The sequence below is a fragment of the Streptomyces sp. NPDC053755 genome (assembly GCF_040677675.1).
GTDB lineage: Bacteria > Actinomycetota > Actinomycetes > Streptomycetales > Streptomycetaceae > Streptomyces.
Genome location: NZ_JBFASK010000007.1, coordinates 74488 through 86919 on the forward strand (window position 1 = coordinate 74488; position 12432 = coordinate 86919).

15 protein-coding genes are annotated in these 12432 nt (G+C 70.9%); 8 read left to right on the forward strand and 7 right to left on the reverse strand.

What is annotated here, in order from left to right; genetic code table 11:
• Nucleotides 1-497 (reverse strand): winged helix-turn-helix transcriptional regulator (locus AB0K65_RS10135; RefSeq protein WP_365715425.1); only part of this gene is annotated, 497 nt, incomplete at its 3' end.
• Between the two features lie 77 nt (nt 498-574).
• Between AB0K65_RS10135 and AB0K65_RS10140 the strand changes: the two genes are divergently transcribed.
• The gene (locus AB0K65_RS10140) at nt 575-1660 is read left to right on the forward strand and encodes a Gfo/Idh/MocA family oxidoreductase (RefSeq protein ID WP_365715318.1); all 1086 of its coding nucleotides are present in this window, start codon (nt 575-577) and stop codon (nt 1658-1660) included.
• The gene (locus tag AB0K65_RS10145; RefSeq protein WP_365715319.1) at nt 1657-2175 is read left to right on the forward strand and encodes a heme-degrading domain-containing protein; all 519 of its coding nucleotides are present in this window, start codon (nt 1657-1659) and stop codon (nt 2173-2175) included. The genes AB0K65_RS10140 and AB0K65_RS10145 overlap by 4 nt, the downstream gene beginning before the upstream one ends.
• A gap of 292 nt (nt 2176-2467) precedes the next feature.
• Here AB0K65_RS10145 and AB0K65_RS10150 read toward each other — a convergent pair whose 3' ends face one another.
• From AB0K65_RS10150 to AB0K65_RS10165, 4 genes are all read right to left on the reverse strand, one after another.
• Entirely contained in the window at nt 2468-3325 is an 858-nt protein-coding gene (locus AB0K65_RS10150; RefSeq protein ID WP_365715320.1) for a fumarylacetoacetate hydrolase family protein, read from the reverse strand.
• A gap of 174 nt (nt 3326-3499) precedes the next feature.
• Complete coding sequence (gene yidC, locus AB0K65_RS10155) at nt 3500-4177, reverse strand: membrane protein insertase YidC (protein ID WP_365715321.1); 678 nt, start codon at nt 4175-4177, stop codon at nt 3500-3502.
• 149 nt (nt 4178-4326) lie between these two features.
• Nucleotides 4327-4626, reverse strand: coding sequence for a DUF6412 domain-containing protein (locus tag AB0K65_RS10160; RefSeq protein ID WP_365715322.1), 300 nt, complete (start codon nt 4624-4626; stop codon nt 4327-4329).
• A gap of 403 nt (nt 4627-5029) precedes the next feature.
• Nucleotides 5030-5815, reverse strand: coding sequence for a class E sortase (locus AB0K65_RS10165; protein ID WP_365715323.1), 786 nt, complete (start codon nt 5813-5815; stop codon nt 5030-5032).
• 63 nt (nt 5816-5878) lie between these two features.
• On the opposite strand from AB0K65_RS10165, the gene AB0K65_RS10170 reads away from it, so the two are divergent.
• Nucleotides 5879-6892 carry an SEC-C domain-containing protein gene (locus AB0K65_RS10170; protein WP_365715324.1) on the forward strand — a complete coding sequence of 338 codons (1014 nt, stop codon included), beginning with the start codon at nt 5879-5881 and terminating at the stop codon, nt 6890-6892.
• Nucleotides 6893-6897: 5 nt separating this feature from the next.
• Here AB0K65_RS10170 and AB0K65_RS10175 read toward each other — a convergent pair whose 3' ends face one another.
• Both AB0K65_RS10175 and AB0K65_RS10180 read right to left on the reverse strand, forming a co-directional pair.
• On the reverse strand, nt 6898-8007 hold the full coding sequence (locus AB0K65_RS10175; RefSeq protein ID WP_365715325.1) for a DUF3578 domain-containing protein: 1110 nt from the start codon (nt 8005-8007) through the stop codon (nt 6898-6900).
• A gap of 71 nt (nt 8008-8078) precedes the next feature.
• Complete coding sequence (locus tag AB0K65_RS10180) at nt 8079-8720, reverse strand: ATP-binding protein (RefSeq protein ID WP_365715326.1); 642 nt, start codon at nt 8718-8720, stop codon at nt 8079-8081.
• Between the two features lie 167 nt (nt 8721-8887).
• Here AB0K65_RS10180 and AB0K65_RS10185 point away from each other — a divergent pair, with 167 nt between their 5' ends.
• From AB0K65_RS10185 to AB0K65_RS10205, 5 genes are all read left to right on the forward strand, one after another.
• Nucleotides 8888-9736: a helix-turn-helix transcriptional regulator gene (locus tag AB0K65_RS10185; RefSeq protein ID WP_365715327.1), complete on the forward strand. Its 849-nt coding sequence runs from the start codon at nt 8888-8890 to the stop codon at nt 9734-9736.
• Entirely contained in the window at nt 9733-9960 is a 228-nt protein-coding gene (locus tag AB0K65_RS10190) for a DUF397 domain-containing protein (RefSeq protein ID WP_365715328.1), read from the forward strand. Before AB0K65_RS10185 ends, AB0K65_RS10190 begins: the two co-directional genes overlap by 4 nt.
• A gap of 229 nt (nt 9961-10189) precedes the next feature.
• Nucleotides 10190-11044: a DUF6551 family protein gene (locus AB0K65_RS10195; RefSeq protein WP_365715329.1), complete on the forward strand. Its 855-nt coding sequence runs from the start codon at nt 10190-10192 to the stop codon at nt 11042-11044.
• 223 nt (nt 11045-11267) lie between these two features.
• Nucleotides 11268-12008 (forward strand): excalibur calcium-binding domain-containing protein, encoded by a 741-nt coding sequence (locus tag AB0K65_RS10200; protein ID WP_365715330.1) that lies wholly within the window; start codon nt 11268-11270, stop codon nt 12006-12008.
• A 51-nt stretch (nt 12009-12059) separates the two neighbouring features.
• Entirely contained in the window at nt 12060-12371 is a 312-nt protein-coding gene (locus tag AB0K65_RS10205; RefSeq protein ID WP_365715331.1) for a hypothetical protein, read from the forward strand.
• Nucleotides 12372-12432: the final 61 nt, after the last annotated feature.

Consider the following 12432-nt stretch of genomic DNA (forward strand, 5'->3'; position numbering starts at 1 on the left):
CTTTGGTCCTCCGCCGGGCCGCCCCGCGCCGCCCGGCCCTCCGCCGGCGTCCCGGGTGAGCGCAGGGCCGAGACCTTCCGCTCGATCGCGTCGAGGACCGCGTCCGGGCCGGCCCCCAGGTCGAGGGGCGCGTGCCGGGTCGCGACGCGGGTGCCCGCGAGGTCGAGGAGGACCGCCGTGATCTCGTCGCGGTCGAGGTGGACGCCGATCGCGTGGGCCGCCGAGGGCACCAGGCACAGCACCGTACGGGGCTTTCCGCCGGTCGAGGCGCGGTGACCGGCCTCTCGTGCCAGCCCCTCCCCCCGCAGCCGCCCCGTGATCTTGCTGACCGCCTGCGGGGTGAGTCCGGTCCGTTCGGCCAGCTCCAGCCGGCTGATCCCGTCCGCCCCCGCCGTGCGCAGCAGATCGAGCACCAGCGCCGCGTTGTGGCTGCGCAACGCCGGCAGGTTCACGCCGGCCGTCGCCGCGTCCCGGCCCCTGCTCTCCCACTGGTCCACGTGCTCGTCCTCCCTCTTCACCCGCCCATTGTCTCCCGTGCTTGCACTTTGGCAACAGCGTTGCTTAAGTGGAGGGCATGACTGGCACCGGCCCCCGCACCCCCCTTCGCGTCGGACTCGTCGGCTACGGCCTCGCGGGCTCCGTCTTCCACGCCCCGCTGATCGAGGCCACCGCGGGCCTCACCCTCGACACCGTCACGACCGGCAACCCCGAACGTCAGGAGCAGGTGCGCGCCGCGCACCCCGGCGTGCGGGTCGCCGGCTCCCCCGACGAGCTGTGGGCTCGGGCGGACGAACTCGATCTGATCGTCGTCGCCTCCCCGAACAAGACGCACGTCCCCGTCGCGACCGCCGCGCTCGAGGCCGGCCTCCCCGTCGTCGTCGACAAGCCCGTGGCGGGCACGGCCGCCGAGGCCCGCGAACTCGCCGCCCTCGCCGACGAGCGGGGCCTGCTCCTCTCCGTGTTCCAGAACCGCCGCTGGGACAACGACTTCCGCACCCTCCGCAAGCTCGTCGCGGACGGCGAGCTCGGCGCGGTGCAGCGCTTCGAGTCCCGCTTCGAGCGCTGGCGCCCGCAGCTCAAGGGCGGCTGGCGCGAGTCCGGCGCCCCGGAGGAGATCGGCGGTCTCCTCTACGATCTGGGCAGCCACGTCGTCGACCAGGCCCTGGTCCTGTTCGGTCCGGCCGTGCGCGTCTACGCCGAGTCGGACGTCCGCCGTCCGGGCGCCGAGACCGATGACGACACGTTCCTCGCGATCACCCACGCGAACGGCGTCCGCTCCCACCTGTACGTGAGCGCCACGACCGCGCAGCTCGGGCCGCGCTTCCGTGTCCTCGGCTCCCGCGCCGGTTTCGTGAAGTACGGGCTGGACCCCCAGGAGGCCGCGCTGCGCGAAGGCCGGCGCCCGGCGCCCGGCTCCCCGTGGGGCGTGGAGGCGCCGTCGGTGTGGGGCAAGATCGGCGCGGGCGAGTCCCCCCTGACCGGCGGCGGGACCCCGGTCGAGACCCTGCCGGGCGACTACCCGGCGTACTACGCGGCGATCGACGCGGCCCTTCGCGGGACCGGCGACAACCCGGTCACCGCTCTGGAGGCCGCGGCCACGCTCGACGTCCTGGAGGCGGCGAAGCGGTCCGCGCGCGAGGGAATCGCGGTGGCGCTGTGAGCGCCGGGACCACGCGCCCCGCCGCGGGCGCGGAGAACACACCGGCGACCGAGGTCGCCGAGCTGGAGGCGCAGGAGGCACGGCTGGTCCTCCCCCACTTCACGTACGAGGACGCCTGGGCGCTCGGCACCCTCCTCGTCGAGCTGGCCCGCGAGCGCCGAGCGCCCGTGGCGATCGACATCCGGCGCGGTGCGCAGCAGCTCTTCCACTGCGCGCTGCCGGGGTCGAGCGCGGACAACGACGCGTGGATCGACCGCAAGCGGCGGGTCGTGGAGCGGTACGCCGAGAGTTCGTTCCTGGTCGGCGCCCGGTTCCGCGCGAAGGGGACGACGTTCGAGCAGTCCTCCCGCCTGGACCCCGACCGGTACGCCGCGCACGGCGGCTCGTTCCCGGTCGCGGTCGAGGGCTCGGGCGTGATCGGTTCGGTCACCGTCTCGGGCCTGCCGCAGGCGGAGGACCACGCTCTGGTGGTCCAGGCACTCGAACGCCTCAAGGCGGCGTCGGCGGGGGCGTAGGACCCGAGCCGGCGGGGGCCACGCGGCCCCGAGCCGGGAGTCCCGGGGCCGCGGGGCCCCAGGAGCCCCGCCGGGGAACCCGGGGCCAAGTGGTCCCGGGACCCGAGCCGGGGAACCCGAGGCCACGTGACCCCCGGCTCCGACCCTGAGCGCCAAGGCCGCGTGCTCCCGGGCCCGACCCTGAGCGTCAAAGCCACGTGCTCCCGGGTCCCAGGACGGACCCCCGTCCCCCGGCCCGGACCCCCGTCCCCCGGCCCGGACCCCAGGACGACCTCCGCCCCCCGGCCCCGTCTCAGGCGTCCTTCAGCTCCTGGCGCTGGCGGCCGAGGCCCTCGATCTCCAGCTCGACCACGTCACCGGCCCGCAGGTACGGCTTCGGCTCCGGCTGCCCCATCGCCACGCCCGCCGGCGTGCCGGTGTTGATGACGTCGCCCGGGTACAGCGTCATGAACCGGCTGACGTACCGCACGACCTCCGCGACCGGGAAGATCTGGTCGGACGTGTTGCCGTCCTGCTTCAGCTCGCCGTTCACCCACAGTTTGAGTCCGAGCGCCTGCGGGTCCGCCACCTCGTCGGCGGTGACCAGCCACGGGCCGAGCGGGTTGAACGTCTCGCAGTTCTTCCCCTTGTCCCACGTGCCGCCCCGCTCGATCTGGAACTCGCGCTCCGAGACGTCGTGGGCGACGGCGTAACCGGCGACGTGCGCGAGCGCCTGCTCGTCGGTCTCCAGGTAGCGGGCGGTGCGGCCGATGACGATGGCGAGCTCCACCTCCCAGTCGGTCTTCACGCTGTCCCGCGGTACGAGCACGGTGTCGTCCGGACCCACGACCGTGTCGGCGGCCTTGAGGAAGACGACCGGCTCGGCGGGGGTCGCGGCGCCCGTCTCCGCGGCGTGGCCGTGGTAGTTCAGCCCGATGCACACGACCTTGCCGATCCGGCCCACCGGCGGGCCGATCCGCAGCCCGGTCGCGTCGAGCGCGGGCAGCACGCCGGCACCCGCGGCGGCCCGGATCCGGTCGAGCGCGGACGCGTCGGCGAGCAGCCCTCCGTCGATGTCGTCGACCAGCGCGGACAGGTCGCGGAGCGTTCCGTCCTGGTCGAGCAGGGCGGGACGCTCGGCGCCCGCCGGCCCGACACGCAGCAGCTTCATGGTCTTCTCCCTGTGGTCGAGGTGGGCCCGGGGCGGGCCCCGGTGGCCCCGGCCGATGGAGTGCGGCCATCGGAGGATTGGTCGATCCTCCAAGAGTTCCGACCACTCTGCAATACCCCGTTCACAACCTGGACCCTTACCCGGCGGTAGCCCACCCCGTCCGAGCGGACGGTGTCAGAGCAGCAACGTCCGCTCCACGACGGTCCAGGTGGTGCTGGTGACGATGTACAGCGCGGCGGCGAGCGGCACGACCGCCACGGTGACGAGCGTCCCGAACGCGAAGAGCGGCATGACCTTGGCGACGACCCCCGCGCCCGGCCCCTCGGGCAGGAAGGCCGCGGTCTCGGCCATCTGCCGCTTCGTGCGCCGGTAGCTGAAGGTGGCCACGGCGGCGACGAACGCGAACAGCGCGACGTACACCAGCCCGGCGGGGCCCAGCGGGCCGCCGTCGGCGAGCGCGTCGGCCCAGCGGTCGCCGAGCGGGGCGGCGAAGAGACGGTGGCCGGCCATCCGGTCACCCGCGAAGAGGTAGTACATCAGCAGGAAGGCGGGGAGCTGGAGCAGGCTGGGAAGCACCCCGGAGAACGGCGAGACATTCTCGCGGGCGTGCAGGGCGCCGACCTCCTCGCGCAGCCGCTCGGGGTTACGCGCGTGCTTCTCGCGCAGTTCGGCGAGTTGGGGGGCGATGCGGGTACGGGCCTTCTGCCCCCGGGCCGCGGCCCGGGCGAGGGGATGGATCGCAAGCCGTACGAGCGCGGTGAAGAGGACGATCGCGGCGGCGGTCGCCGCGGTCGCGAACAGCGGCTGGAGGAGGTCGGCGAGGTGCTCGACCAGGGAGGCGAAGACGGACATGGGAGCCCTCCGAGGGGTCTCGTCGTGCCGGAAGGGAGAAGTCGGTCGGCAGGACGGAACCGCGGGGGGAGGCGTCGTACGGGTACGTCACGCGTACGGGACGTCCACGCGTCCGCGTACGACTCCTGCCACGCGTGCGGGGTGTACCGCTACGCGCCCGCGGCCGTCGGGAGGAGACGGCCGGGTGCCCGGGGCCTGCGGCGGCCCGAGGCGTCGGGATCGCGCTGCGGCAGGAAGGCGGTGCGTTGCTCGCGGTCGCGCAGGGCGGTGCGTACGCGCGTCGGCGGTACGGCGGGAACGGTGCGGGCGCCGAGGAGCGTGTGGACGACGGCCGCCGCGGCGAGGGCGACGGCAGCGGGGACGGCGGAGCCGTCGGAGAGGAGCAGATCGGCGAGGGCGAGGAGGCAGAAGAGGGGCGCGACGACGCGCGGGGCCAGACCCTTGAGCATCGTCCCCACCTCCGTCATGTCGTGCCGGCCGGCGTCCGTGGTCGACGGTCCGCGGCCTCTCAGCGCTACAGACGATCGTTGTACACGATCAGTTCCCCGGGGTGCGAGGAGGCGGCGGGGCGCGAGGAGGGCGGGACTGACCGGATCGGCAGGGTCCGGACCGGGACCGGCGCCGGGCCGCGCCCGCCGTCGACTCCGTCCCGCCGGAGCGGGCCGCGGCGGGGTCCGGGGCCGACGACACCGCCCGTTACACCGGGTCGGCGGGGGCGTCGCCTGACGATCGCGCTGTCGACGGCGGGCGCGGACACGGCGCTGCCGGTGGCGGTGGCGCCCTCGGACCGGTGGGGGCGGCGGTCACGGTGGACTCGGCGCGTGAACGGTCCGGTGGCCCCGGACGGTCCGGTCACGGCGACGGCGGCGACGACGACGACGACGCGAGGGTCGCCCACACGATCAGCCGGTAGGCGGAGCTGAACTCGGGCGTGCACGTCGTCAGGGTGAGGTAGGAGCCGGGCGAGGAGTACCCGTATGACGGCTTGACCAGGGAGCGCGGGACGGGCGCGATGACGCCGGTGTCCCGCGGGGCCGTCCGCGGCAGCACCTGGTCGACGCGGTAGACGTACTCCCGCTCCCGGGTCCGTACGGTGATCTCGTCCCCGACCCGCAGCCGGTCGAGGTACCGGAAGGGTTCGCCGTGGGTGTTGCGATGCCCGGCGAGCGCGAAGTTCCCGGCCCGGCCCGGCCCGGCGGTGCCCGGGTAGTGCCCGACGTACCCCTTGTCGAGGACGGACCGCTTGCCGATGCCACGGGCGACGGGGGCGGTGAGGCCGATGCGCGGGATCCGGAGGACGGCGTACGTGGACGAGCCGTCCCGCGCAGGCGGCGCGGGACGGGCCTCGGGCGGCGCCGCCGCCACGGGAGGGGACTCGGGGCCGGACTCCTCGGGAACGGGCTCGGGCCGCACCTCGGGTGATCCCTCCCACTCCCGCTCCAGGACGCGGACCTGCTCCGCGGCGGTGGCCCGGGCCTGCTGGTTCGTCCACCAGAGCTGGTGGACGACGAGGAGGAGGACGACGACGCCGCAGGTGACGACGGCTTCGGCGCAGACCCACAGCAGGCGGGCGGGCGTCACGCGCGCCCCGCGCGTCTGGACGACCACCGGCACCCTCGTACGCACCCTGTCCCGCACGCGGGGCACCCTAGGGGCTGACGCGCCAACTCTCCAGGGGTGCACAGCAGTACGGTGTTCACCATGCGCCCCGACACGCCTGCCGACCACACCACCGAAGCCGAGCGCCTGCTGCGCACCGCCGAGCGGTACCCGCAGGACCGGGAACCGCTGCTCCTGCGGGCGGCGGCCCACCTGGAACTGTCCGGTGACCGCGCCGGCGCGACGACCTTGTACGACACCCTGCTCGCGTCCGGGCCGTCGGACCCGCACCTGATCAGGGCCCTGAAGGCGGCGAACCTCTGGGAGTACGGCCACGAGGCCGAGGCCCGGGCGATCATCGAGGGCGTGCGCACCTCGGCGCCCGAGGAGGCCGAGCCGTGGGAGATCGTCGCCGAGACGCTCGAGTCGCACGACGAGCTGGAGGAGTCGGAAGCGGTCTTCACGGAGGCGGCGACACTCCTGCTGGGCTCCGCGCCGGACACCCGGGAGATCCCGCACGCCACCCAGTCGCTCCTGAAGTCCCGCCACCGGGTCCGCCGGATGCTGGCGCTCCCCCACGACGACTGGGACATGCTGGCGGACACCGTCCACACGGCGGACGTCCCCCTGGACGAGCTCCACGACCCCAAGCGCCTGTGGTCCCTGGGCTCCTCGGACCCGGCCGAGCTCCAGGCCGAGATCGCCCGCCTCCGCGCGGAACTGGGCTCGTACCGCACGGCCCTCTCCCGCCCCTTCCCGGTGGCGGTCCTCCACTGGCCGGAGGCGGAGCTGGACGAGCTCCTCGCGGCCTACCCGGAGCTGGAGGCCGAGTACCCCACCTACCGCGCCCACCTCACCGACATCGAGGCATCCCTCCGCGAACTCGCCCAGGCCGGCACCACCAACCTCGGCATCGTCCCGGCCACGGTCCCCTCCTACGAGGCCTTCGCCGCCTCCGAGGCCTCCTCCCCGGCCAACGCGGACCTGCTCCCCCAGTACGCGACGACCTTGGCGGCCCGCGGCCGCGCCACGGCCTGGCCACCGTCGACCACGGCGGCCTGCTGGTGCGGATCGGGCAGGACGTACGGGGACTGCCACGGCGGCGAGGACGCCTGACGCGGCTACCCCTCGGCCATGCCCCATTCCCGCGCCTTGGGGGAGCCGGCCCATCGGGCGCCGTCTCGCCATATCGAAGCGATGCCCCGCTCCTCAAGGTACGGGGCATAGGCACCGATCTCCTCGGAGAACAGGCCTATCAGGAAGGGCTCGGGCTGCCGCTCGTAGAGGAAGTGGCGGTACTCATAGAGCTGCCCCACAGCCTCCCGGACCGCCTTCGTCGGATTTCCGTTACGAACGACCTTCGCCTCGACCAACCACTCGACGTCCGATTCCGCAGCGCCGATACGCCGCAGCACGAGATCCTTCGGGTGCTGGCCTCGCGTGAAGGGGGAGTATCCCCGCCGCACGACAAAGTGCCCGAAGTCCTCGATCAACTTCTCGTGGCTGCGCTGCTTAACTTGCTGCCGAGCCGTAATCTGCGCCACGTACTCGCCGCTGTTCTTCGGCTGGAAGCCAGCGAGCGGATCGGCCACCGGCTGGACAGCACCCCCCGGTGTGTAAGACATCTCCAAGGCGTCCGCGGCGTCACTCATCCACCAGATGCGGTCAGCTTCCTCGGCACGCCTCAGTGACGTGATGGCTTCCAGCAGGTCGTCCATGAGAGCGACATCACTGGGCAGAGCGGCGGTGTCGTACGACTTGGCTATGACGCTGGCCGCTTCGTACGCACGAGGACGCGCCGCCCTATCCCTCAGTTCGGGCTCATCCGTCCACCCCTGCCGCTCCTGCCGCCTCACGGCTCGGCGGAGCCGCGCCGCGTGGTGGCGTAGGTGCGCTTCCCGCGCGACACCTCTGCCCAGACGCTCCTCCAGCCAGGTGATCCCTTGTTGCAGCGTCAGGGTCACGTTCTTCAGATCGGCGCTGAAGATGTAGGCGAGGTAGAGACCCTTTTTGGGGTCCCTCTCTCCGCCCTCATCGAAGATTCCGATCCAAGGGGTCGCCGCCGGAGTCGTCTGTCCGCCATGTCCTTTCGCCTTGAACCCAGCGGGGAGAGCGAGGTCCGTGCGGCTGGCCACCCCCCTCAGCACCTGTTGGCCCTTCACATCTCGCGTCGAGCCGGCGTTACGGTCGTAGGTACGCGCTACCTCGCTGAGCATGTCTCGGATCCCCATGCGGAGAATCTAGATCACGCGCCCACCGCCGCACACGGGTATCAACGCACCTCATCAGGTCGCCCGTTCGCTCACAACCCCGCCTCGAATCGCGCCTCCGCAATGTCCAGGACTTCGTCGGCGTCAAAGCCGTGAGCGCCCATCCAGTGCAGGAGATCCACCATCACGTCGATCGCCGCGTCCTTGGCCACGGCCATGCTGAGCGGACTCGCGCGTTCTGAGCGAGGAGATGCGACCGCCCCGTAAAGGGAGATCATCGCTTCCGCCCTAGTGACCCTCACCCCTCCGCCGTGACCGCTCGGCGTGGAGAGATCCGTCGCGATCTCACACCAGGTCCACTTGTGGTCAGAGCCAAGCAAGACGCCCCAGCGATCGGCCATCGCGTCCACGAGCGTCATGCCCCTTCCGGACTCCGCGTCAGGACTGGCGGACAGCAGCGTCGGCAGTGCGCGGGCATCAGGGTCGCGCACTTCCATCCGCAGGTAGGTGCCATTCATCGACAGCCGGAGCGCCGTTGGAGTCCCCGCCCCCACATGCCGGATGACGTTGGAGACGAGTTCGCTCACACAGAGCTGAGCCACTTCCGTCTGCTGCGGCAAGCCCCACGTCCTCAAGTGCCGGCGCACGATGCGGCGCAGGGCGCTCACTTCTTGTGGCTCGGCCAGGAAGGGAAACTCCCACGGTTTCCGGATCATGCACTCGTCCTGGTTCATACCGGCCTCCAGCCCAAGACACCCGATGACTGATCGTGACGAGCCACTAGCATCCTGCTGCACATCCCGGCATGCAATGTGCACGAGGGGATTCCCACCTTTGAGTGATTGGCAACTCAGCTCTGTTGCACGGAGACTGAACACCCGCTAGCGAGGAAAGGGTTGAGATGGCCGGCTCACCAACAGCGCGTCGCCGACGGCTATCCATCGAGCTAAAGAAGCTGCGGGAGGGACACGGCTACACGTGTGCCCACGTTGGAGAAGCGCTGGACTGGAGCGGATCCAAGGTCAACCGCATGGAGACGGGTACCGGCCGGGTGCAACCCTCCGACGTCGACGCTCTATGCCGCTTCTACGGGACTGATGACGAGCTTCGCGAGTTCCTCATGTCCCTCGCTCGGCAGGCCAAGACGCGCGGCTGGTGGCAGGCGCACGGCAGTGGGGTCCCCTCATGGTTCTCCATCTACATCGGCCTGGAGCAGGACGTCTCCACATTCCGTCAGTACCAGAGCGAGTTCCTGCCAGGGCTCATGCAGACACCGGCGTACGCCGTCGAGCTACATCGAGCCACGAACCAGATGACAGCGGAAGACGTCGAACGAGCTGTCCGCGTCCGTATGGAACGGCAGGCGATACTGAGCCGCCCTGACGCTCCAGACGCTTGGTTCGTCGTGCATGAGAGCACCCTGCGCAATGTGGTCGGGGACAGGTCACTGATGCGTGAGCAGCTGGAGCGAGTCCTGAACTCGATGGAACTCCCCAGCGTCACTTTGCAGGTGCTGCCTTTCGACGCCGGCCCATATCCCGCCACGGGACCCTTCACGCTGATGGGCTTCCCTGACCCCGAAGATCCAGACATCGTGTATCGAGATGGCATCACCGACGCCATCTACCTCGAAGGTGCTGACGATGTACGCGAGTACACCCGGGCCTTCGACAACCTGAGGGCGGCCGCGGCAAGCCCTCACCGATCGATCCAGCTGATCACGTCGATGCTGAAGGATTACGCGAGATGAATGATGTGGATGCCCCCAACCACTCGACCACGCCGTGGTTCACGTCCTCGTACAGCAACGGCTCGGGGGGCGAGTGCGTGGAGTGCGCGTGGTCGAACATGGGCGCGCTGATACGGGACTCGAAGCGACCCAGAGGCGGCGTCATACCCGTAGGGGAGGACGCTTGGCGATCCTTCGTCGAGGCCGTAGTTCGCCAACGAACGTCATCCGAGCCCATGCTCTAGGGGGAGCAGTCGACCCATTTCGCCTCCGACACAAGACCCGGACGTTCGAGGCGACACTTCACCCACACCCCAAGCGCCCGAGCCGAACTTCTACGAGGGCTGCGAAATAGCCCTCTATGGGCCTGAATTGTTGGATAAACTGATCACCGCTCAGTCATCGTCTCCCGCATCCGGGAGCTGACATGTGTCGCCGTCACCCCCACTGGGTGCTGACACAAGGGGAGAGACTTTGTCCAGCCAGGCTTACAGCTACGACATTCCGGACCATCCGATCAAGTACGTCCAGGTGGACCCGAGGTCGATCAAGTTCGATCCCCGCGCCCAGCGCAACCTCAACAAGGCGCGGGCGCAGGCCATCGCCGAGAAGCTGGTGCCCACCGCACTGGGAACGCCGATCCTCTCGCAGCGCGAGGATGGGCAGTACGCCGTGGATGGCATGCATCGCGTCTACGCTTGCCAACTCATCCTGACGGGGAAGGTCGAGGTCTCGGACAAGGTTCGCGACGCCATCCAGACCATCGCCTGCGAGGTGCACTTCGACCTGTCGACTGCCAATGAGGCGTCTCTGTTCATCATCAAGAACAAGGAGTCCTCGAAAGTCGGTCCGAACGACGAGTTCAGGATCGGCGTACTGGCTGGGCACCCACTCTTCCAGGACACCAACACCGTCCTGGAAAAGCACCAGCTCAAAGTAGGCAGCAGTACCGCGAACAGCGTGCGCGGCATCAAAGGGATCCTCAGTATCGTCATGGAGCACGGCCCCGAGATTCTGGATCTATCACTCACCATCGCCGAAGACGCCTGGGGTCGTACTCCTGACACCTGGCACTCCGTCACCATCGGCGGGATCGCCACGGTCATGTCCAGGCATCCCGAGTTGAAGCCGGCAGAGCTGGCCCAGAAGCTCAAGCGCCAGGGCGACCCCACCGCCTTCAAGGCCAAGATCCAGACGATCGCCACCAACAACAACACCCGCGCCGATGGCACTAAGGGCCGCCTCAAAGCGGCCCACTTGGCGGTTGCCGCAGCCTGGAATGCCAACCGCCGCACCAATCGCATCCCCGTCCCGAACATCTTCGAGTAGCCCCGTGACCCAGGCGCCCCACCCCACGCGCCTTCTTCACCAGTAGTTCACGAATCCATCACATGGCGTCCTCGGGCGTGGCAGCATCAGTGCCCTCTCCGTCACCGGAAGGCCTTGGGGGCTCGTTGTGCGTACGGGAAAGACAGGTCGCTGTCGGCAGGCGTTCCTCGGGGTGGCCGCGGGTGCTCTGGTGGTCGTCGGGTGTGGCGGTGGAGGCGGGGATGTGGGCGCCGGGGATCCGAAGGCGGTCGAGGTCGCTTCGGCGAGTGCCGCGCCGAAGGCTGCCGCGCCGGTCGTCACGCTGAAGCTGGTCGATGACATGGAGAGCGCCGACAGCCAGGGGCTCGTCGTCGCCGTGCTCGACAACGACACCGTGGCCAAGGGCGCGGGCGGGGAGGAGCGGCCGTTCACCGAGGTGTTCCGCCTCGGGGCCTACGCGCTGACCGTCGACGCGCAGCCGCGCCACGGCACCGCCGAGGTCAGTGGCGCCTCCGTCCGGTACACGCCGACGGCCGGGTTCAGCGGTGAGGACGAGTTCGTCTACCGAGTCGAGCCGGGGGACCCGGCCACGGCGAGTGCCACCGCCGTCGTGCGCGTCACCGTCACCGCTCCCATCCCGGCCCCGACCCCCGCCCCGACCCGGACGAAGAAGGCCGCTCCCCCCACCGTCCACTACCGGAACTGCGACGCCGCCCGCGCCGCGGGCGCGGCTCCCGTGCACCTAGGTGATCCCGGGTACGGCAGCCACCTCGACGGCGACGGGGACGGCACGGGCTGCGAGCCGTACTCAGGCGGCGGGAGCAGCGGTGGCGGGTCCGGTGGGTCCGATGGCGGGGGCGGGGGCGGCGCCTACTACGCGAACTGCTCCGCCGCCCGCGCCGCGGGCGCGGCTCCCGTGCGGCGGGGCGACCCCGGGTACGGGCCGCACCTCGACCGGGACGGGGACGGCGTCGCCTGCGAGTAGGCGCCGTCAGCGTCGTACCGTAGGTGGTCCGTCGATCGGAAAGGCCCCGTCATGCCCCGCGTCCCCTCCCCCGCCATAGCCGCCGCCGGACTCGTCGGCGGGTACGCCGTCGCCCGGTGGACCAGGAAGCGGCCGCTCGGGGGCGTCGTGCTCGCCGGGGCAGGCGCCGTCGCCGTGCGGGAGTGGCGGGAGGCCGCCGGAGGGAAGGCTGCCGCCGGGCTCGCGGTCGCGTACGTCGCCGCGTTCGCCGGGTCCCACCCGCTGGCCAAGAAGGTCGGGGCGTGGCCGGCGGTGTTCACCGTCGCGGGCGCCGTGGCCGGGGCCTCCTGGGCGGTCACCCGCGTCACCCGCGACAAGGGCTGAACGCCCCGCCCCCGCCGTCCGTACTACGGGGCATCTCCCCACAGTCGCAGGGCGGGTGAGC